Origin of the sequence: Rhodococcus sp. SMB37 (genome assembly GCF_004345605.1) — a bacterium.
Lineage (GTDB): Bacteria > Actinomycetota > Actinomycetes > Mycobacteriales > Mycobacteriaceae > Rhodococcus.
In genome coordinates this window covers 58,705-79,512 of record NZ_SLVY01000008.1, presented here as the reverse complement: position 1 = coordinate 79,512, position 20,808 = coordinate 58,705, and the positions used below count along the sequence as shown (strand labels likewise).

General features: G+C 66.5%; 16 protein-coding genes. 5 read left to right on the top strand and 11 right to left on the bottom strand.

Annotated features, from left to right (window positions below):
• Positions 1-8 precede the first annotated feature (8 nt).
• Positions 9-632 carry a TetR/AcrR family transcriptional regulator gene (locus EV641_RS14740; RefSeq protein ID WP_054715741.1) on the top strand — a complete coding sequence of 208 codons (624 nt, stop codon included), beginning with the start codon at positions 9-11 and terminating at the stop codon, positions 630-632.
• A gap of 4 nt (positions 633-636) precedes the next feature.
• Here the strand turns inward: EV641_RS14740 and EV641_RS14735 are convergent, their stop codons facing one another.
• From EV641_RS14735 to EV641_RS14720, 4 genes are all read right to left on the bottom strand, one after another.
• Positions 637-1,278 carry a TetR/AcrR family transcriptional regulator gene (locus EV641_RS14735; protein WP_158289173.1) on the bottom strand — a complete coding sequence of 214 codons (642 nt, stop codon included), beginning with the start codon at positions 1,276-1,278 and terminating at the stop codon, positions 637-639.
• A 47-nt stretch (positions 1,279-1,325) separates the two neighbouring features.
• The gene (locus EV641_RS29840) at positions 1,326-2,165 is read right to left on the bottom strand and encodes a hypothetical protein (RefSeq protein WP_132472608.1); all 840 of its coding nucleotides are present in this window, start codon (positions 2,163-2,165) and stop codon (positions 1,326-1,328) included.
• Positions 2,166-2,348: 183 nt separating this feature from the next.
• Positions 2,349-5,660 carry an arabinosyltransferase domain-containing protein gene (locus tag EV641_RS14725; RefSeq protein WP_241997237.1) on the bottom strand — a complete coding sequence of 1,104 codons (3,312 nt, stop codon included), beginning with the start codon at positions 5,658-5,660 and terminating at the stop codon, positions 2,349-2,351.
• 44 nt (positions 5,661-5,704) lie between these two features.
• On the bottom strand, positions 5,705-9,010 hold the full coding sequence (locus EV641_RS14720; protein ID WP_132472604.1) for an arabinosyltransferase domain-containing protein: 3,306 nt from the start codon (positions 9,008-9,010) through the stop codon (positions 5,705-5,707).
• 82 nt (positions 9,011-9,092) lie between these two features.
• Between EV641_RS14720 and EV641_RS14715 the strand changes: the two genes are divergently transcribed.
• Together EV641_RS14715 and EV641_RS29235 are read left to right on the top strand one after the other, a co-directional pair.
• On the top strand, positions 9,093-11,870 hold the full coding sequence (locus EV641_RS14715; RefSeq protein ID WP_132472602.1) for an FAD-binding and (Fe-S)-binding domain-containing protein: 2,778 nt from the start codon (positions 9,093-9,095) through the stop codon (positions 11,868-11,870).
• An 800-nt stretch (positions 11,871-12,670) separates the two neighbouring features.
• Positions 12,671-12,943, top strand: a complete 273-nt coding sequence (locus EV641_RS29235; RefSeq protein WP_158289171.1) for a hypothetical protein — start codon at positions 12,671-12,673, stop codon at positions 12,941-12,943.
• Positions 12,944-13,021: 78 nt separating this feature from the next.
• On the opposite strand, the gene EV641_RS29835 is transcribed toward EV641_RS29235, so the two are convergent.
• The 4 genes from EV641_RS29835 to EV641_RS14690 all read right to left on the bottom strand — a co-directional run bounded on the left by EV641_RS29835 (position 13,022) and on the right by EV641_RS14690 (position 15,428).
• Positions 13,022-13,375, bottom strand: a complete 354-nt coding sequence (locus EV641_RS29835; RefSeq protein ID WP_241997236.1) for a hypothetical protein — start codon at positions 13,373-13,375, stop codon at positions 13,022-13,024.
• Between the two features lie 620 nt (positions 13,376-13,995).
• A complete protein-coding gene (locus EV641_RS29830) occupies positions 13,996-14,508 on the bottom strand; it encodes a hypothetical protein (protein WP_241997235.1) in 513 nt (170 codons plus the stop codon).
• 336 nt (positions 14,509-14,844) lie between these two features.
• Positions 14,845-15,120 (bottom strand): hypothetical protein, encoded by a 276-nt coding sequence (locus EV641_RS14695; RefSeq protein WP_054713456.1) that lies wholly within the window; start codon positions 15,118-15,120, stop codon positions 14,845-14,847.
• Positions 15,117-15,428 carry an SAV_915 family protein gene (locus EV641_RS14690; protein WP_054713457.1) on the bottom strand — a complete coding sequence of 104 codons (312 nt, stop codon included), beginning with the start codon at positions 15,426-15,428 and terminating at the stop codon, positions 15,117-15,119. The genes EV641_RS14695 and EV641_RS14690 overlap by 4 nt, the downstream gene beginning before the upstream one ends.
• 123 nt (positions 15,429-15,551) lie before the next feature.
• On the opposite strand from EV641_RS14690, the gene EV641_RS14685 reads away from it, so the two are divergent.
• Positions 15,552-15,986, top strand: a complete 435-nt coding sequence (locus EV641_RS14685; RefSeq protein WP_054713458.1) for a DoxX family protein — start codon at positions 15,552-15,554, stop codon at positions 15,984-15,986.
• Here the strand turns inward: EV641_RS14685 and EV641_RS14680 are convergent.
• From EV641_RS14680 to EV641_RS14670, 3 genes are all read right to left on the bottom strand, one after another.
• Positions 15,964-17,844 (bottom strand): galactan 5-O-arabinofuranosyltransferase, encoded by a 1,881-nt coding sequence (locus EV641_RS14680; RefSeq protein ID WP_132472816.1) that lies wholly within the window; start codon positions 17,842-17,844, stop codon positions 15,964-15,966. The two genes, EV641_RS14685 and EV641_RS14680, sit on opposite strands and share 23 nt — an antisense overlap.
• Before the next feature lie 122 nt (positions 17,845-17,966).
• The gene (locus EV641_RS14675) at positions 17,967-18,728 is read right to left on the bottom strand and encodes a decaprenylphospho-beta-D-erythro-pentofuranosid-2-ulose 2-reductase (RefSeq protein ID WP_054713459.1); all 762 of its coding nucleotides are present in this window, start codon (positions 18,726-18,728) and stop codon (positions 17,967-17,969) included.
• On the bottom strand, positions 18,728-20,152 hold the full coding sequence (locus tag EV641_RS14670) for an FAD-binding oxidoreductase (RefSeq protein WP_132472596.1): 1,425 nt from the start codon (positions 20,150-20,152) through the stop codon (positions 18,728-18,730). Before EV641_RS14670 ends, EV641_RS14675 begins: the two co-directional genes overlap by 1 nt.
• A 128-nt stretch (positions 20,153-20,280) precedes the next feature.
• Between EV641_RS14670 and EV641_RS14665 the strand changes: the two genes are divergently transcribed.
• Positions 20,281-20,760, top strand: coding sequence for a GtrA family protein (locus tag EV641_RS14665; RefSeq protein ID WP_241997234.1), 480 nt, complete (start codon positions 20,281-20,283; stop codon positions 20,758-20,760).
• The last annotated feature ends 48 nt before the right edge of the window (positions 20,761-20,808 follow it).

The following is a 20,808-nucleotide window of genomic DNA, read 5'->3' as shown; positions in this document are numbered from 1 at the left end:
GTAACGCCATGGTGAGAATGAAGGATCCGGCGGTGCGCACCCTGCTGGTCGAGCGGGCAGCACAGATGCTGCGGGCCCGCGAGCCCATCACCTTGCGCTCGCTGGTGACCGGCACGGGCGTGTCGACGATGGCCGTCTACACCTATTTCGGGGGTATGGACGGATTGTGGAAAGCCCTGCGGCAGGAGGGGTTCACACGCCTGGCAGCCGGATTCGACACGACGGAGACGTCGAACGATCCGGTGCAGGACCTGGCGGCGTTATCGGCGTCCTACATCGACAACGCCCTGGACCATCCCGACCTGTACCGGGTCATGTTCGACGCGAGCGTCGACCTCGAAGACCTCGAGGCTGCGGACTCGACCCTGGAATATCTGGTGCAGTCTGTGCGTCGGGCCGTGGACGCAGGGCGATTCCACGCCGACGTCGACCCGCTCGAGTTGGCGATCCAGAGCTGGGCAATCGACCACGGGCTGGTGTCGCTCGTCGCCAACGGACCGCTACCGCACAGCACCCTCGACCATTGTGTAACCATGCTCACCGCGCTGTTCGTCCAGGCGGGAGACGAGCCCGACCGGTGCCGCGCATCGGTCGAGGAGGGATGGCGGCGGCGGGCGCCCCGCGAAATGTAGATGATCAGGCGGTGTGGAGAGCACCCCGGATATAGCCGAGGATGTGCTCGACCTCCGCGGCGGCATCGAAGTCCGTCGTGTCCTTCCACAACAGATGTTCCATCTGCGCCAGCAGCAGGATCGCCGTCGTGATCGAATCACGCTCCGGGTCGGTGGATCCCAGATCGGCGATCGGCCCCGCGAGAATGCGGGCGAGGGTGAGCTCGAGTTCCTCCCGCACCTTCGGAGCGTGGCTCCGTCCACCTCCGCCGACGACGTTGCGTGTCGCGGCGGCGATCTCGGGGTCGACGCCCTGCTTCAGAATCACGGTCGCGCCCGCGCGCAACGCAGCTTCCGGCGTCTCGGCGGCGTCGATCTTCCTACGCAGATGGTTGACGAGGCGGTGCCCGCCCTCTTCCACCACGGCATCGACGAAGTCGCCCTTGCTGCGGAAATAGCGGTAGAACGCGTCGTTCGACAGCCCGGCGGCCGCCACGATATCGGCAACGCGCGCGGGCGATCCGGCGGTCAGCAGATCGCGTCCGGCCGTGATCAGACGGTCGACGTCACGACTCGCTGTCTCCTGCCGTGGAGTGAGGCTGCGCTGGACCGCTTCGGTGGCGCGGGCCGACATGGAGCTGGTGCCGGTGATGTCTTCGGTGGTCACACTCGTCATTCTAGAGAATCGGAACCGAATTCTGCGCACCCTACTGCTTATGGCCGAACGTCACCCTGGGTCACTTGGGATGTATGAAGGTGACGTTCGGTTAATCGGACTGGGGGTCGAGGGCGCCGGGAGGCGTGTTCGAAGGCTGCCCGAAGATCCGCGAGAACCACCGCGGGTGAGTTTCTGACCTGGGTCGGCAGGTGCTCGACCACGATGATCCCATGCCGCATCGGAGGCAATCCACTCGTCGCGTAGAGCTTCTGTGCCCACACTTCGGCGACGGAATGCGCGTCGTCGGAGAGTTCGCGTAGGACCAATCGCGGCACGGCAGTCCCTCGGCGGCTCCCTTCGGCCAGTTCCTGCGTGAGTTCGTTGACGCTGACATCGCCACGCTGCAGCGCTGATGTCAAGAGGGCCCGGCATCGGTCCGTTCGCGACATACGGCGAGCGGCGTCGAGCAGGCATCGAGCTACAGGTGCGACGCGCAGTTTTCCTTTGCCCACGGGATCAGGGAGACGAGAGGATCGCTCGACATCGACGAACGAGAATTTCCGTCGGTGTTGTTCATGAGGGATGAGGAGAAGAACATCACTCATAGTGGAGGAATGCTGGTAGCCGTGAAGCGCCAAACCGGCATGCCCCGAGAGCACTGCATCGGCGCCTCCATAGAGCTGCGCTGCGGTGTGCCGGTCGGACGTGCTGAGCCGACCGTTGTGTAAGCCGATGACACCTGGCAGGATCCGCTGCCACGGACCGCCATTGCGGCAGCGCCCAGAGATGGTCCCAGACGTAACACCGAAGTCGAGTAGCGTCGCGGTCCGGATGATCCCGTTGACGCTCAGTGCGTGCAATGCTGAGGGGTCGTCGCCCCAGGCTCCTCGTTTCATGGCGAACATGATGCCGACCGCAACGGACAGAACAGGGTCGTTGCGCGCGTCAACTGACGAACCTGTGGATGAAATGCCCTCCTGTGGATAGCCCGGTGCGCCCCCCCCGGTTTGGCCGAACGTCACCTTCGGTCACTTGGAGTGCATGAAGGTGACGTTCGGTCAATCGGGGGCGGGGGCGCCCTACCGCTCGTAGACCCTCAGTGTGCCTGGGTTCCACAGGCCCGACCGGGTGGCCTGATCGGTCGCCACGTCGGCGGGTTCGGCGTTGGGATAGAACCGCACGTAGCGTTCGAGCGAACCCCAGTCGCGGGCCCAGTCGCCGTCGAGATATGTGGGGATCTGTTCGGGCCGCGCGAGCACCTCGGTGAAGCCGAGCGGCCCACCGAATTCGGCCGCCTGCCAGGTATCGGTGGACGACACCGCCAGTGGACGATCAGGGAGGATGCGATAGTCCGGCATCTCCGCGACTCCGTAGCGGTGGTCGAACGGACGCTGGCACGGGAACTGCAGGCCCACGGCCCAGTCCAGCAGCACCGGCTGCTCGGAGCCGATCACCGAATTGAGGGTGTCGAGCCGGGGCACCCGCGGCGGGGTGAACGCGAGCCACTGATCGCCGGTGAGGTTGGGGTCGTTCGCGACGATGCGGACGACGTCGGTGCCCTCGGGGAGGTCCGCGATCGGGATCCGCAGGTTGCGCCACGACGGTGCAGGGCCGATGTCGCGTGGAAGGTAGGTTCCCTCGGCCTCGAAGGCGCCGTCGGGATTGCGGGTGCCGTACTCGAGGAGCAGCGACTGTCCGTAGGTCAGCGCGCCGGTGTCGTCGTACGACCAGATGCGGCCGGCCGCAGAGATCACGATGAGTGGGGCACTGTCGCTGCGCTCGGGCAGCTGGTACCAGCTGGACGTGAGCCTCGCGGGTTCCTGGATGCCGTCCTGGTAGCTGCCGAGGACTGGGGTCACAGCGGGATCGAGACCGAACGGCAACTTCACGGTGCTGCCGTTGATCGTCTCGGCACCCGAACCGCCGGTGGTGCCGCCGCCGGCTCCGGTCTCGAATGTCGCACCGATGCTCTGGGTGTCGGTGTTGCCCTGCCCGGGCTTGACCTCGACGAAGTCGGCGGTCAGGTCGCTCGGAACGCCGTTGGGGGAGAAGCCGACCGGTCCGCCGCCCGCGAGTGCATCACCGTCGGCAGGTGGATTGGCAGGATCGAGGATCGGTTCGAGGCGTCCGGAGTTGGGATCGCTCTCCACGAGCACGTCGTTGGCGAGACCACACGACGAGCCGGTCAGGGCGTCGACGTTCGATCGTGCCAGCGAATACGCCGGATACTGCGACACGGCGCCCTTGACCAGCGACAACACCTCGAACAACACCATCGCTGCCGCGACGACGGTCAGGGGCGCGGCTGCGAATGCGCGGATCCGACGCCCCTTCTGCGACGTGGGTTTCTCAGGGGGTGGCGCATACCCCTCCCGCAGGTACTGCCAGGCGACCAGAGCGAGAGCAAGCCCGAACAGGACGAGGAACAGGCTGCTGGACTGGTAACCCGAGAGAGACACGGTCTTGTCGAACCACGGCACCCCGTAGCTCGACACGTACCACCAGCCGTTGATACCCGCGAAGGAGACGGCGAGGACGAACAACAGTCCCGCGAGGAAGATCGTGCGGTTACGCCGCGACCGCAGTGCCTGCGCCGACACGATCACGGCCGTCAGCGCCGCGAGCGACCCGGCGATGCCCGCGTACGCCCCGAAGTGGTGGGTCCACTTAGTGGGGTTGAACATCATGAAGAAGATCGTTCCGAACACGATGCCGATCAGGCGCCACGACGGGCTCGCCGCGACACCGGGGACGCGGCGGCGGCGCAGCAGCACGAGCAGCGTCGTGAACAGGCACAAGATCATGACGAGGAACGCGAAGCGGCGCGGCAGCGAACCATCGACCGTCTGCACCATCAGGTAGTAGTAGCGGAGGAAGTCGTTCCACCACTCCTCGTTGGGGCCGATGATGGTGCGCACGCGGGTGGCCTCGAGCACCGCGGAGAGTGTCTGGTCGGAGAACACGACGACGAGGACCAGCAGTCCGGCGGCGCCGATCGGGGCGAGCAGCGGCAACGTGCCGACCTCGCGGTGCTTGCGGACGACGATGCGTGTCATGGGCCGGATACCGGCGACCAACGCAGCGATACACATCAGGCCGGTCGGGGCGGCTGCGAGCGTGAACGCCCCGATGACCACAGCTGTTGCGGCAGGGAGCAATCGTCCGGTGGCGATGGCGCGCTCGATGGAACACCACGTGAGCAGAGCCCCCACGGCGACGATCGGCTCGGGACGCAGGCCGTTGTTGTAGGGCAGCCAGAACGCGAGGAACACGAGGCCGCCGGTCCACAGCGCGATCTGATTGTGCCGAACCGCCCGTCCGAGACGCGGCACGACCTCGCGGCTGATCACCATCCAGCACAGGATCCCGGCGATCAGCGCAGGTAGGCGCATCCAGGGGCTCGCCGTGGAGATCTTCGCGAAAGCGGCCAGTACGTCGTAGTACCAGCCGAACGGCGCTTCGGGGACACCGAACCAACGGAAATAGTTGGCCATGTACCCGGCGTGATCCGACACCCTGGCCATGGTGAGCAAATAGCCGTCGTCGGAGGTGTTGGCGCCGAAGAAGTGCCATCCGATCAGCGTTCCCACCACGACGAAGTCGATACCGCTGAACTTCCACCAGTGGGACGGGAAGAACCGTCGGTGCCCACGGCCGTCGGTGCCGTCGAGCTTCGCGAGCGCGCCCAGAGCGAGTGCCGTCGACAGCACCGCGAGGATCATCGCGAGGGACTTCACGAGCGTCGGCGACGACGAGAACCGCGAATCCACGTCGATGTGCACTTCGAGGCCGGGGACATCGGTGCTCAGGTCGCTGAACACGCCGACGACGAGGGGGCGAAGATCGCCGGTCAGTTCGCCGGCGCGCGGATTGCCGTTGTCGTCGGTGAGGCCGACGAACTCCGCGGTGGTGCGCTCGACGTCGGAGAAGATGCGGATCTCGGAGCAGGCACCGGACGCGACGTCGGCGCGCGGCGCCGACGCGACCACGACGTTGCGATCGAGGACATCGACGTTCTCCGGACCGACCCGGATGAACATCGCATTGAGTGCGGCGTCCTGCCCGTTGACCGGCGCGGTCGCAAGGAGCATCCCGCCGCTGTCGGGGAGCTGGGCGATCGCGGCGCACGGCACGGTCGCGGTCAGCTGCAGCGGTACCTGGGACATGAGCGGTGCCTCGACGTCCGTCATCGAGCCGTTCTGTGGCCACGACACCGTGGCCTCGGTGACCTTCACAGGCAGGAACGGTGTCGCGAGTGCGAGCACCATCCCGATGATTCCGGCGACGACCGCGATGAGTCGCGCGGTGCGGTACTGCGCGCGCAGGTCCTCACCGACCGGCCGTGTGGCGGTCACCGTCGGGGAGGGGTCGTTCGTCGTGGCGTCGGGCACGGAAGTCGATGGTATCGGGCCGTGACCTGTGCGGTCATTCACCCTCATTCGAGCAGATCGGGTACCCCGTCACGGATCGCTCCCGGACTCCACAGACCGGAGCGGGTGATCTCGTCGACGTCGATGGTCGCGGTGTCGGCGTCCGGGTCGATCCGTCGATACCGCTCCAGCGACCCCCAGTCACGATCCCAATCGTGGTTCAGGTAGGTGGGCACGGTCTCCGCGGTGAGCAGCAGCGGGATCCATCCGAGGGGCCCACCGCCGATGGAATCCTGCCATCCATTGGTGGCATCGGCACCCACCCGGTCGGGGAGGATGCGGTACTCGGGGACTTCGGCGACACCGTAGTGGTGCCCGAACGGGCGCTGGCACGGGAACGCGAGCCCGACCGACCAGTCGAGGAGCCCGGGCGCGTCGGAGCCGACGACGTTCTGCAGGGTGTCGAGCTGCGGCATCCGCGGCGGTGTCACCGCGACCCACTGGTCCGGCGACAGGTCGCCGTCGTCGACGACGAGCCGCACCGCGTCGGCCTCCGCGGGTATCGCGTCGCTCGGCACGCGGAGATTGCGCCACGAGGGGGCCGGTCCGATGTCGATCGGCGCGACCCGGCCGATCGCCTCGACGTCCTCACCTGCGGTGACGCCGAACTCGAGGAGCACCTCCTGGCCGGGGCTGATCACACCGTCAGGGTCGACGTACTGGACTCGCCCTGCGGCGGTGACCACGAGCAGCGGTGTGTCCTCGGTGCGTTCGGGCAGCGCGTACCACCCGGATTCGAGTGCGGCGGCATGCTGCGTGCCGGTGCTGTAGCTGCCGAGCACCGGGGTGCGCGCGGGGTCGAGACCGAACGGCAACCGGACGGTGCTCTCGTTGATCCCGGTGTCGCCGCGTCGCCCACCGCCGGTGCCGGCAGTGGTCGAGGTGGTGGTGCCGCCCTCGTCGGCCTCGAGAGTGTTCGCGCCACCCGTGGTGGAGGTCTCCGCGTCTGCGGTCAGATCCAGCGCGACGCCGTCGGGAGTGAACCCGTTGGTGCGTCCGGCACCGAGGGCGTCGGCGACAGAATCGCTGAGCGGAGCGAGCATGGTGGCGTTCGGATCGGTTTCGACGAGAACATGATCAGCGAGTCCGCACCCGCTGCCCGTCACGGAGGCGACGTTGGACCTTGCGATCGAATAGGCCGGGGACTGCGACACTGCGCCCTTGACGAGGGAGAGCACCTCGAAGAGCACGACGCCCGCTGCGACGACGGTCAGCGGCGCCGAGGCGAGCACACGAGCCCGACCGTTTCGCGCAGGCTTGTGCCCCGCTGACTCCCGCCCTGTGAACGGCTCGCGCAGGTGGAACCATGCCGCCACCGCCAGAGCCAGCACCGTCAGAACGAGCAGCGCCGTCGAGAACCCGTACCCGGAGATGGACGGCGGCTTGTCCCACCACGGGACGCCGTAGCTGGACACGTACCACCAGCCGTTCGAGCCGGTGAACGACATCGTGAGCACGAACAGCACACCCGCGGTGAACAGGGCACGATTGCGGGCCGACCGGATCCCGGCGGCGCCCACTCCCACTGCGGCGAGCGCGGCGACGGCTGCGGCGAGACCCGCATACACACCGAAGTGGTGGGTCCACTTCGTGGGCGTGAGCATCATCAGCAGCAACGACGCGAAGACGATGCCGAGAATGCGCCTCGACGGGCCGATCGCGGTACCGGGGATGCGACCCTTCCTGAGGATGAGCATCACGCACACCACGAGGCACAGCAGCATGACGAACACGCCGAAGCGGCGAGCCAGTGACCCGTCCGGTGCCACGGTGAGCAGCGCGTCCCAGCGCAGCCGTTCGTCGAACCACGGCACGTTCGGCCCGACCGCGGACCGCACCCGGGTGGCCTCGAGCACCGACGCGAGCGTCTGATCGGCGAATACGGCGATCATGACGACCGTGCCCGACGCGACGATCGGGGCGAGTTGCGGAAGCACCCCGACGAGCGGCCGTCGCGCGACGACCAGTTTCGTGAGCGGGCGGACGCCGGCGATCAGCGCGGCCACGCAGATCAGCCCGGTCGGGCCGGCGGCGAGTGAGAACGCGGCGATGAGCACCCCGATCGCGGCGGGCAGCATGCGGCCGGTCGCGATGGCGCGTTCGATCGAGCACCACGTGAGCAGCGCTCCGACGGCGATGATCGGTTCGGGGCGCAGACCGTTGTTGTAGGGCAGCCAGAATGCGAGGAACACCAGACCGGCGGTCCACAACGCGACGGTGCTGTGCCGCACGGCCACACCGAGGCGCGGAATCACCTCGCGGCTGATGATCATCCAACACACGATCGCGGCCACGAGCGTGGGCAATCGCATCCACATGCTGGCTGTCGACACCTCGGACATCACGACGAGCACGTCGTAGAACCAGCCGAACGGCGCCTCCGGTACCCCGAACCAGCGGAAGTAGTTGGCCATGTACCCGGCGTCGGTCGACACGCGGGCCATGTTGAGGATGTAGCCGTCGTCGGAGGTGTTCGCCCCGATCACGTGCCACAGAAGCAGGACCCCGACCACGACGGCGTCGGCGAACGTGAACTTCCACCAGTGCGATGGCAGGAATCTGCGTGCCCTGCGGCGATCGACCCCGTCGATGCGGTGCAGCGCAACCAGCGACACCAACGTCGCCAGGGCACACCCGATCATTGCGACGAGCTTGATCACCGTGGGTGTGGAGGTGAACCGCGAATCCAACTCCGCCTGTACGGACAGTCGCTCGGAAGCGCCCTCGCCGGAGACCAGAGGCGCGGCCGGGCCGTCGAGATCGGAGAAGACACCCACCATCTGCGGACGGACATCGCCCTCGATGGTGACATCGACGGCAGGGTCGGCGCCGACGATTCCGGCCGCGGTCCGCTCGGAGTTGGACGCCACGGTCACAGCGGTGCACTGCTCGTCGAGCGGGGCCGAGACCAGTACGGTATTCCTCAGTACCGCCTCGACGGTGCCGGGTGCGTCGTCCTCACCGGGGGCGACCCGGATCACGAGCGCGTTGCCGGTGGCATCCGGCGCGCCGGGCGGCACCGTCGACACGAGCGTGCCGCCGTCCTCGCCGAGCATCCCGGCGGCCGCACACGGAACGCTCACCCGCAATGTGAGCGGTGTGTACGTCACGAGCGGCGCTTCGACACTGGAGAGGCTGTCGTTCTGTGGCCACTGAACGGTCGCGGCTTCCTGCTTCACGGGGAGAAACGGGATGGCCAAGGCCAGGACGAATCCGAGCAGACCCGTGACGACTGCGATGAGTTGCGCGGTACGGACGCTCGCGCTCGAGGAGGAACCGGGCGTAGCGGGCGAATGGGAATCGTCTGGCACAGGGGTCGATGCTAGGCGAGTGGTGCACTGTTCTGCTCGACCTGATCCGGCGACCGGCGCATCACCATTAGCATCGGTCGGTATGGAGATCTCGTCGGCGATCGGCAGTCGCCTCCGCCAAGCCGGGATCTCCGATGTCCGGGACGACAGCACCACTCGCGCGATGTATTCGTCCGATGCCTCGCTCTATCGGGTGCCGCCGCAGGTCGTGGTCTGCCCGAGAAGCGTCGACGAGGTAGCCGCGACCCTCGACGTGTGCCGCCGCGAAGGCGTGCCCCTCACCTCTCGCGGCGCGGGCACTTCGCTCGCCGGCAACGCCGTCGGAACCGGGGTGGTGATCGACTTCTCCCGGCATCTGGGGCGTGTGCTCGAGATCGACCCGCAGGAGCGCACCGCGCGCGTGCAGCCGGGTGTCGTCCAGGCGACCGTGCAGCGCGCCGCGGCGCCCCACGGGCTTCGGTTCGGTCCCGACCCGTCGACCCACAACCGCTGCACAATCGGCGGGATGATCGGCAACAACGCGTGCGGTGCGCGTGCTCTCGGTTACGGTCGCACGTCCGACAACGTGGTCGGCCTCGAGGTCCTCACCGGGACCGGGCATCCGCTCTCGCTCCCCGGGAACGACCCGATGCTCGACCCGCTCCGCAGTCTCGTCGACGCGAACCTCGCGACCATCCGCACCGAATTCGGCCGCTTCGGGCGGCAGGTCTCCGGTTACGGACTCGAGCACCTCCTTCCCGAAAACCGCTTCGACGTGCGCAAACTGTTCGTCGGGAGTGAGGGCACCCTCGGCGTGCTCACCGAGGCGACTGTGCAGCTCGTGGCGGATTCACCGGTACGCACCATGGTGGTCCTCGGCTACCCCGACATCGTCGACGCCGGCAACGCGGCCCACACGCTGCTCCGTTTCCGCCCCACGGCATGTGAGGGCCTCGATTCCCGCATCGTCGATATCGTTCGCACCCGCCGGGGGCCGGGGGCGGTTCCCCCGCTTCCGAGTGGTGCGGCGTGGCTGTTCGTGGAGCTCGTCGGCGACGACTACGGCGAGGTGCACGACCGCGCAGTGTCGATGGTCGACGTCTCCGGCGCGATCGACGCCCTGCACGTCGACGATCAGGTACGTGCCGCGGCGCTGTGGCGGATCCGGGAAGACGGTTCCGGCCTGTCCGCACGCAGCCCCAGGGGTCTGCCCGCGCATGCCGGATGGGAGGACGCCGCGGTCCCCCCGGAGCGCACCGGCGACTACCTGCGCGATTTCGAGCAGCTCACCGACAGTTACGGCATCACCGGCTACCCCTACGGGCACTTCGCCGACGGCTGCATCCACATTCGGCTCGACGTCCCGCTCGAGATGCCCGGACTGTTTCGGGAATTCCTTTTTGCTGCGGGAAGATTGGTGGCGTCGTACGGCGGGTCGATGTCGGGGGAACACGGCGACGGGCGGGCCCGCAGCGAACTGCTGCCACTGATGTACTCCGCCGATGCGCTGCGCCTGTTCGGTGTCGTCAAATCGGTGTTCGACCCCGAGAACCTGCTCAACCCTGGCGTGCTCGTCGATCCGCGTCCCGTCGACGCCGACCTACGGGTCACTGCGGCACCCGCCGTCCGCACCGGACTCGCGTTCCGGTACCGGGAGGATGGCGGCAACTTCACCCAGGCCGTGCACCGGTGCACCGGCGTCGGGAAGTGTCGCGCCGACACCACCGCCGTCGGTGGGGTCATGTGCCCGTCGTATCTCGCCACCCGCGAGGAGAAGGACTCCACGCGCGGCCGGGCCAGGGCCCTGCAGGAGATGCTCAACGGGTCGCTCGTCACCGACGGATGGTCCTCGCCGGAGGTGCACGAGACCCTCGATCTGTGCTTGTCGTGCAAGGGCTGCGCCTCGGATTGCCCCACCGGTGTCGATATGGCCACGTGGAAGTCGGAGGTACTGCACCAGACCTACCGTGGCAAGCGCCGTCCGATCAGTCACTACACCCTCGGTCGGCTCCCACAGTGGGCGGCACTCGCGTCACGAATGCCGAAGGCCGTCAACGCGATCACCAAGGTTCCCGGCGTCGCGTCGGCGGGTCTGCGTCTGGGGGGAATGGACAAGCGTCGGCACGTGCCCGCCTTCGCACCCCGCACCTTCCGTCGATGGCTCGCCGACACCGCCGCGCAACGTGCCCGCACAGGCGATCCTGTGCTGCTGTTCGTCGACACCTTCACCGACTACTTCACGCCCGAGGTGGGGGTCGCGGCTGTGGAAGTGCTCGAGGCAGCGGGTTATCGCGTCCACGTCACCGAGAAACAACAGTGTTGCGGCCTCACCTGGATCACCACAGGTCAACTCGATGAAGCGCGAAAAATACTGGGCCGCACCGTCACCGAACTCTTCCGTGCCGGGACGCCGATCGTCGGAATCGAGCCGTCGTGTACCGGGGTATTGCGGTCCGACGCCGTCGAACTTCTCGGGTCCGAGCCGGCGCGTGTCGTCGCCGAATCCACCCGCACGCTCGCCGAACTACTCGGCGACTGGGAACCGCCGTCGCTGGCCGGCACCACCGTGGTCGCCCAGCCGCACTGTCACCACCACGCGATCATGGGGTGGGATGCCGATGCAGCGCTGCTGAAACGTGCCGGCGCGGAGGTCACCCGGCTCGGCGGCTGTTGCGGACTCGCCGGAAATTTCGGAGTCGAGCGTGGCCACTACGATGTGTCGGTGGCGGTCGCGAACAACCAGCTGATTCCCGCCGTCGAATCCGCCGCCGCCGACACGGTGGTGCTCGCCGACGGTTACTCGTGTCGCACTCAGCTCAGCGACCTCACCGCTCGTCGCGGAACCCACTTGGCGGAGTTGCTCGCGTCGCGGTTGACGTAGGGGATAGGGCCGCATCGTCGACCACAATGTTCGCGCCCGTTGTAGCGAGTGACGTGGCGGTGAGGCCGAACATCCGCAGGAACGAGTCGCTGAAGTGGGACGGCGACGCGAACCCTGCCGACATGGCGGCGCTCGTGAAATCAGTTCCTTCCAAAATGGATCGGGCAACGTGGAGCATTCTCGCCCACAGACGATACCGACGGAAACTCGTGCCCGTCTCGCTGCCGAACAACCTCAGGAAATGGGATGTGGAGAGATGCTCGGCGCGAGCCAGATCGGAGGCGTTGCGCCGGACGGACACATCCGCGTGGATGCGACGGACAGTCCGGACGATGCGTGGATCCAGGTCGCGGTGTCGCGGTCCTGTGGCCAGGGCGGCAATCGCGGCGCCGTCCGGAACCGGCCCTCTGCAGAGCCGGACCAGAGCGGTTTCCTCACGGTGGCAGGTCCAGAACAGTTCTTGTCGTAGGGCCATGCGGGACGCGTGGTCGCGCCCCAGTGCCATAGTGACATCCGAGTAACAGAAGAGGATACGGCTCCCGGGTCGAGAGATCACCTGGTGGACGACACGTGGGGGCACCAGTGCGCTTCGTGTGACCAGATCTGCCGCGCCCTCCACGCGCAGCGTGAACAAGTCATCGACCCCGACGATGACGCAATGTACCGAAGTGGAGTGCGGCGCAAGCTCCAACGAGGGACCGAGATAAGTGGCGCGCCCAGCGCCGATCCACAGCAGTGGTTCCGGGGGAGAGGAATCCGGACGAGCGCACGTTTCTGGAAGCGCGGCGTGGGCCATGTGCGTGACCGAACTTCTTCTCCGGCATCGCGCAACACTCTTCAGACTCATCGGCATCGGGTTGATCGTCGGTGCTGTGGGTCCGCGATACCGGATCGCGGCACTTGCATCGGGTGGGCTGTCGCTGGGGTCACTCGTCGTTCTCGCGAACACCATCAGCACCTCGAACGATGCGCTGAACCGTGTCGCACGAGTGGACATCGGACTCCTCAGCGCACTGGTGGCAGTGGCACTCACGTCCACGCGGAAGCAGCAGGTACCCGAAGCCGCCGAGTGAAGGATCCGTTGTGGACAAGGATCACAGGTTGCAGTTCGCCAGTGACCGCGTCGGGGATCGGCGGTAGGTCGGGGGCATTCACCATCCGCGTCGTCTTCCCTTGCTGCGATTGTCGTTGACCGGGCGTGGTCCGAGTTCGTACGGGATTTTCAGGATGCGGCGGGTTTTGGCGTCGATGTCGCAGTTGCCTGATGCGACGGAGTGGAGGATGCCGTTGTAGACGAGGTCCCACAGGTCGGGGTTGCCCTGGATCTGGCTGATCTTGAACGAGTGGATTACGTTGCCGTGGGCGTCTTTCAGCCGGAGGACTCGGTTGGTGCCGTCGGCGGAGAAACGGATGTGGGTGAGGTGGTAGGTGTCGACCCAGCTGCTGCGCCACTGCACCCAGATGGCTCCCGCTGCAGTCCAGTGGTTCTTTGTCGCACGAAACATCATCCATGGGAAGAGCACTAGCAGTCCCCATGCCCACCATTCGCGGATCCAATCGAAACCGCCTTCCTTCGCCGTTCCAAAAGCTGCGAGTATTCCAGCGGTCAATGCCGCAGAGGTGTATTGCGTCCGTACTGTGGGTTGGATCCACTCGAGTCTGGGGCCGCATTCGGGAGGTGGAGGTGGGTTTCGCGGTGGGCGGTCTCGTGAGGTGAATTCGGTACCGCGTTGGATGCGTGGTGCGCGGGGTGGCCGAGGTTCGCCGGTGGCCGGGTCGGGGATCGGTGGTAGATCACCTGCGCGCATCGTGCCCCTCAAAACAGATCTCCGACCCAGCGGGCTGCGGAACTTGTTGCGCCGGAGATATCGTCCCAGTGCTCGATTATCTCCCCGACTCCGAATGCAACGCCGACACCGGCACCAACTGCGAGTAGGGTGACGGGTCCGCCGGCTGCACTGGCGAGAATCAATTCGGTTGCGATGGTACCCGCGACAAACCCCCCCGACGCCCTTGGCGACCGCCTTGACTGCGTCCCCGCCATTGTCAGCGTCGCTCACATCGGAGAAAGTTTGCCATGCTGTCAAGCCCAACCCAACGACAGGAACCTTGGATCCGAGCGATTTCAGTGCCGATCCGTCAGGCATGAAGTCGCCGACGTTCCTCCCGAGGAGCTGGACGAACGTGTTGTCACCGAGCCCTGCGAGCAGCCGGGAATTCTCCGCAGCGAATCGCGCCGCGTCGTCGGCCTCACCTTGGACGGCCCGAACAGCTCTGGCTGCGGTGGCTTCCGGGTACGGGTCGCCCAGCCGGGCTGCTTCCGCGGCGAGTTCTCGTAGGTGAGCCAGGTTCGCACCTCGGCTATCAGCGATCGGACCCATTTCGCCAGCTCGGCGAATGCAGTCCCGACATATCCGGTGACTGTGAACGCGGCCAGCCACCCCCGCTGGGCCTGTGCGTCCTTCAGGATTGCAGTCGGCCCGCGCAGTGCTTCCGCGAACGTGCTGTGCGCTTCGACCTCGATCCCGCGACCTTCCGCGACGAGCCCCGCCCACAGTTTCGTAGGCCACAACCTGCTTTGCTCGAAGAATCTGGGGCGCAACGTCGTACGAGTTCGGATCGATCTCGATCGGCTCACCGATCCCGGTACCGAACTCCACGGGAATGCCGACGTCCGACGCGACCGTCTCGGCTTGCGACATCCGTGCCTTGGCGGTGACGAGTTCACCGGCGAACGCACGCAGGGCAGTGGCGATCACGTCGATCTCGTCCGCGGCCTCGGTGGTTCCGGCGATGATGCGGTCGAGCGTTGTCCGGAACTCGTCGCCTGCCGTGCCCTTGAACTCGTACTCGGACTCCGTGCGGCCGTCGCGTGCCGACTTCAGCTGATCCTTCACACCGGTTGCGAGAGTGGCAAGCGAATCGGCGCACGCGTAGCACGAGGCGGGATCGCCGAAGACGTGGGTGTCGAGGCTCATTGTCCACCGGCCTTCGCGATCTCCTGCGCGTTGTGATCATCGGTTTCCTGGTAGGCGCGCAGGCTGTCCTGGGTGAGGTCCGCTGCGTTGACCAGCGACCGGACCGCCACGTCCAACGAGGATGCGATCGATCCGAGGGTGTCTGCGAGCAGCACGGTGGATGCACCGGCATCGGGTACTTCGGCGGCGTCGGATCCGAGATCGTTGATCCCGATCGCTCCGGTTGCCAGACGGCTCGCGACCGAATTGAGGTCACCGATGTCGATGCTCACCGGTTCCCCGATAGTCCGATCGGATCCTGCAGCCGGCTTCGAGGCGGATCGTATTCGTCCTCGGGCGGCGGTGGTGGTTGCCGGGCGTCGAACAGGATCAGGTCGTATCCGGTGGTGCGGTGGATTTCCTGCAGTCCGGCGCTGTCTACACCCATCCACGCCTGCCGCGGTCCGCAGCAGCGGACCAGTTCTTGCAGGGACGTGTAGGCGGGTAGTGCCAGTCGACCATCGAGCAGAGTGCGCATCTCCAGCTGCACCTGCCCCGACCCGTCGCGGCGCCTGGTCGGCACGTACAGAATCTCACTCATCGACCCCCCGATCCTGTCGCACCCCCGTACGACCCGTCGCGACCATACCGCAGTGGCGATGAGTTTCCGCGCGGCACCGGGTCGGTATCGGTGACATCAGCGCATCGAATCCAGGAGATCATCATGACCACCCATTCCGCCGCCAACCACGGCACCCACACCCAGGCCGAAACGCCCGGTCGGGGCGCGCACATCGCCGGCCTGATCGTCAGCGGCCTTGTCGTCCTGTTCCTTCTCTTCGACTCCGTCATTCACCTCATGAACACCTCGCAGGTGCAGGAGGCCATGGCCGACCTCGGCTTCGATCCGGGCCTGAACAGGGTGTTCGGGATCGTGCTGCTCGTCTGTCTCGTGCTCTACGTCGTGCCGCCGACGGCGATCCTCGGCGCGGTGCTGCTCACCGGATACCTCGGCGGAGCGGTCGCGACCAACCTGCTCACCGAGCAGCCGATCGCCAGCACCACGTTGTTCCCGATCTACACCGGAATCTTCGTGTGGGGTGGATTGTGGCTGCGCGACAACGGGGTTCGGGACATCATGCCCCTTCGGCGCGCGTGACCACGGCGAACGGGCCCACCTCGGTGATCGTCAAACGCGGGTCGTCGAACAGGGTCTCGGGGAAGGTGACCGTGTATCGGCGAACGTTCGGGTCGTTCGGGTACACATCCTCAGCCAGGCGAAGCGTGTAGCCCTCGGCGCCCTGTCGGAAGACGATGGCGTCGGGTGCTCGCCACTGCAGCGAATCCCATGCGGCCAGCAGGTCGTCGGTGGATTCGAGCTCCGACCACTCCTCGATCGCGGCCGCGCGACCCCCGAAGTCCGCGAGCGGATTCGCGTAGTGCGACGTCAACGCCTGGAAGCCGAAGTAGGGGTAGTACGCGAGCAATGCGGTGTCGGCGGTGAGGACCACGTGGTCGTCGCGCTCGCCACCGAGCTGCGAGCGCAGTATCTCGTCGATCTCTGCGTAGTACGACGCGGCGCCCGGTGGCCGTTGGTCGGCGCGCTCACCGTTGCCATCGGTGTCGGTGTAGGCGACGGTGATGTCACCCCCGAGCAGCTGCGGAATGTTCTGGGCGAAGGCCAGCGCTCCGAGCGCGCCCACCGCGACGAGTACGCGCCGCACGTTCGGATTGTCGCTGGAGGCGAGGCTGATCCACCGCGAGAAGTCGACGAACGCGAACGCACCTGCCGTGCCCAGCAGCACCAGCAGGATCACCTCGAGCCGGAACGCGAGCAGCGTGTTGCCCAGCGCGGTGAACGCCATCGATGCCAGGAACCACAGATACACCGACACGACGCCGAGTCCGAGCGCCTGCGCGCGCCGCGACGACGTCGCCCGCCCGATCAGCCACACACTGCCCAACAGGCACAACAACCCGATGAGCGACATGTGGAACATCGGCAGCGGCAGGCTCGCTCCTGCGTCGGGCAGGTAGTGGGTAGCGGAACCCGATCCGGCGGTCGAGCCGCCCCCGAGCACCTCGAGCAGGAACGGTGCCCACACGATCAGTGCGACGAGCCCTGCGATCACCGCGATCGAGACGAACCGCGCGAGCACCGGCACCGTACTGCGCCATGATCCCTCGGTCCGCTTCGCGAGCAACGCCGCGACCATCGCCATCACCGTCACCGCGAACGCGGCCAGGCCCAGGTACAGCGTGTAGAACGTCGCGGCGATCCCGAGGAACAGGCCGGTGCCTACCACCGCTCCCCAGCCCTGCCGTGCGCGTTTCTGGTAGTCGCCGTCACCGAAAGCGCGCACGGGATTGAGGGCGCCCCACGCCAGCACCAGAGCCGGTGCGATCAGCAGAGCGATCACCGCGCCGTACGGCTCCGGCGACCCGTAGGCGAGCACGATCACCGTCGACGCTGTCGCCACCAGTACCGCGAGATCCGACCGGACGAGTTCCGACCACAGCACCAGCGCTACGACCGCCGCAACCGCCAGTGAGGCGATGGCATAGGGCTTGAAGGCTTCCCAGCCGTCCATCCCCAACAGGTTCGCGACACGGCCACCGATCCAGAACCAGCCGGCCGGATAGAACGGGGGCATGTCGGCGTAGTTCATGTCGCGCAGGGCCGCGCTGTCGGTCAGTCGCGTGAGGAACTGGGTGCGGAACTCCTGGTCGACGGAGATTCCGTGCAGATACAGCTTCGTCGCGGCCAGCGGCATGCCGAGTGTCGCCGTGACCAGTCCCGACAGTGCCGCCCACGACAGCACGTGCGCGCCCGTGACCCACCTGCGGCGACGCAGCAGGTAGATCGAGCACCCGAGCGCAGCCAGAGCGACGAACTGCATGACGGTCGTGACGGCCTGCGTGACGTTCGACGAGTTGAAGGCCGGCCACTGAACCCGCGCGAACGCGAACAGTCCCACCCCAGAAACGACGACCGCGACGACCACGGCCGCAACCATGCGGCCGGCGGTCGTCGCGACCTTCCGAAACGGGGCGACGGGGATGACGGTGGAACTCGCGGCGACTGTCACGGGACCCGAGCCTAGTGAAGCTGTGGGCTCCGGCGGGGAAGCCGGTGCCGTCAGATCGGCAGCTTGCGGAAGATAGCGCGCGGAATGTGCCGAAGCACGATCATCACGAACCGGAACGGGCCCGGTGCCCACACGATTTCCTTGCCCTTGTCGGACGCGGCCACCGCGAGCGCGGCGACATCCTCCTTGTTCACGGTCAGCGGCGCTTCGTCGACGTGCGCGCTGAACTTGGTGCGAACCTGGCCGGGCCGGACCACGGTCACGCGCGGACCGAACGGGCGCAGTGCCTCGCCGAGGCCCAGGTAGAAGCCGTCGAGGCCGGCCTTCGACGAGCCGTACATGAAGTTGGCGCGCTTGACCCGCTCACCCGCGACGGAGGACATCGCGATGATCCGGCCGAAGCCCTGCGCCTTCATCTTCTCGCCGATGAGCACACCGACGGACACCGACGCCGTGTAGTTCACATTCGCGACCCGAACTGCCTTGACCTGGTTCTGCCACAGCTCTTCGGAGTCGCCGTCGAGGCCGAAGGCGACGATGGCAACGTCTACGTCGCCACCCTGCCAGGCTTCGTCGATGACCTTGGGATGACTTGCGGTGTCGAGTGCGTCGAAGTCGATGACGTCGACTTTCGTCGCACCCGCGGCGTTCATCTGGGCGACCGACGCGTCGCGCAGCGGGTCGCCGGGCAGCGTCGCGAGGATCACGCGGGCGGGCGCCTTGCGCAGGTACTCCTCGACGATCGTCAGGCCGATCTCGGAGGTGCCACCGAGAAGCAGCAGGGTCTGGGGGTTACCCACGGCGTTGATCATCAGTGCAGTTCCAACCTTCTGGACATATCGGAGGCGAAGACGTTGGTGGGGTCGACCGTGCGGCGTACCTTGAGCCACTCGTCGATCCGCGGATACATCGAATGGAAGGTTTCCGCGTCGGTCCGCGAATCCTTCGCCGTGTAGAGACGACCGCCGAACTCGAGGACGCGCTTGTCGAGTTCGCGCACGAACTCGTTGAGCCCGGGCTTGATCGCGAAGTCGACGCAGATGTTCCAGCCGGGAATCGGGAAACTCAAGGGTGCCTTGTTGCCTTCACCGAACAGTTTGAAGACGTTGAGGAACGAGTAGTGCCCCGACTTCTGGATGTCGATGATGATCTTCTTGAATTCCTCGACGGCCTCTGGCGGCACGACGAACTGGTACTGCAGGAAGCCGTTGGAACCGTAGGCGCGGTTCCATTCGCCGAGCATGTCCAGCGGGTGGTAGAACTGCGTCAGATTCTGAGTCTTCCCCCGGTACGTTGCCGACTTGCGATACCACAACTCGGTCATCGTCCCGAAGGTGTACTTGTTCGCGAGCCCGTTGGGGAGCATGTTCGGCACCGTCAGCAACTGTGGTGCATCGAACTTCAGCGGGTCCTTCTGAAGCTTGGTGGGCAACTGGTCGAGGGTTGCGAGTGAGCCGCGGGAGATTGCGGCGCGGCCCAGTTTCGGCGGGGCGGAGATCGCATCGAACCACGCCGACGAGTACGTGTAGTTGCTCTCGGTGCCGTCGCTGTGGAACGCGATGGTTTCGTCGAGGCCACTGGTGACATCGCCGTCGGCGATGAAGTACGCCGTCTCGGTGGGCGTCATCTCGATGGTCGCGCGCAGGATGATGCCGGTCAGACCCATACCGCCGACGGTCGCCCAGAACAGCTTGGAGTTGCGTCCGGTGGGCGTGCACGTGCGGACCTGACCGTCCGCGGTGAGCAGGTCGATCGAACGCACGTGGTTTCCGAAGCTGCCGGCGCTGTGGTGGTTCTTGCCGTGGATGTCGGAGCCGATGGCACCGCCGATCGTGACCTGGCGTGTGCCGGGCAGGACGGGGACCCACAGACCCAGCGGCAGCGCGGCGCGCATCAGCTGATCGAGGTCGACGCCGCCGTCCACCACGACGCGACAGGTGGCGCGGTCGATGCTGTGGATCTTGTTCAGCGCCGTCATGTCGACGACGAGCCCACCTGCGTTCTGTGCGGGGTCGCCGTATGAGCGGCCGAGGCCGCGCGCGATGACACCGCGACGCAGATGTGCCGGCTTCGACTCGTTCTGCTCTGCGACCTGCGCGACGGCCTTCGCGATGAGCTCGACGTCGGGTGTGGAGAGCACCTCGGCGGTGGTCGGCGCGGTGCGCCCCCATCCGGTCAGGGTGCGTGTCTGGGTGGGGAGAGGCTCGCTCGCCTGCTCTTTCGCTGTCGTAGACATCGGAGTAGAGGCTACCCGCGTCTGCTCACTACCCGGCAAGATGCCGTAGGTCACTCGTAGCATTTTGGTGAGAATCTCCATGTTGTGGCGGTGCGGGTTGTGCCGGGACGGGCGCTACCCTCGACTCCGTGCCCGAACCCCACGACCACGTTCAGCCGCTGCCGGAACACCATGCTCCGCTCGCTCCGGAACTGCCGCTGACCGACTCGACCGCCGACGAAGCGCTCGATCTCAAGACACAGCTGGTGCGGTTCGTGCTCACCGGCGGGCTGTCGGCAATCGTCGACTACGGCCTGTATGTGCTGCTCATGGCTCTCGGCGTCACCCGCGATCTTGCGAAGGCGCTGTCCTTCATCGCGGGCACCACAACCGCTTACCTCATCAATCGGCGCTGGACCTTCAAGGCGCCGCCGAGCCGAGTGCGGTTCGCCGCGGTCGTGATCTTGTACGCGGTGACGTTCGCCGCCCAGGTCGGGATCAACCGGGTGCTCAACGAGTCGCTGGGCGACGACTGGTGGGTGACCCCGTTCGCCTTCGTGGTCGCCCAGGGCGTTGCGACGGTCATCAACTTCGTGGTGCAGCGGGTCGTGATCTTCCGGATTCGCTGAACTTTGGTGGGTTTTTGCCCGCTCAGTGGGCAAAAACCCACCAAGACC

What these genes read in the sequence shown, in the direction of transcription:
- EV641_RS14670 (WP_132472596.1), bottom strand. Translation starts at nt 20,152, where the DNA reads ATGTCTACGACAGCGAAAGAGCAGGCGAGCGAGCCTCTCCCCACCCAG.
- EV641_RS14685 (WP_054713458.1), top strand. Translation starts at nt 15,552, where the DNA reads ATGACCACCCATTCCGCCGCCAACCACGGCACCCACACCCAGGCCGAA.
- EV641_RS14675 (WP_054713459.1), bottom strand. Translation starts at nt 18,728, where the DNA reads ATGATCAACGCCGTGGGTAACCCCCAGACCCTGCTGCTTCTCGGTGGC.
- EV641_RS14680 (WP_132472816.1), bottom strand. Translation starts at nt 17,844, where the DNA reads ATGGTTGCGGCCGTGGTCGTCGCGGTCGTCGTTTCTGGGGTGGGACTG.
- EV641_RS14715 (WP_132472602.1), top strand. Translation starts at nt 9,093, where the DNA reads ATGGAGATCTCGTCGGCGATCGGCAGTCGCCTCCGCCAAGCCGGGATC.
- EV641_RS14690 (WP_054713457.1), bottom strand. Translation starts at nt 15,428, where the DNA reads ATGAGTGAGATTCTGTACGTGCCGACCAGGCGCCGCGACGGGTCGGGG.
- EV641_RS14740 (WP_054715741.1), top strand. Translation starts at nt 9, where the DNA reads ATGGTGAGAATGAAGGATCCGGCGGTGCGCACCCTGCTGGTCGAGCGG.
- EV641_RS29835 (WP_241997236.1), bottom strand. Translation starts at nt 13,375, where the DNA reads ATGTTTCGTGCGACAAAGAACCACTGGACTGCAGCGGGAGCCATCTGG.
- EV641_RS29840 (WP_132472608.1), bottom strand. Translation starts at nt 2,165, where the DNA reads ATGAAACGAGGAGCCTGGGGCGACGACCCCTCAGCATTGCACGCACTG.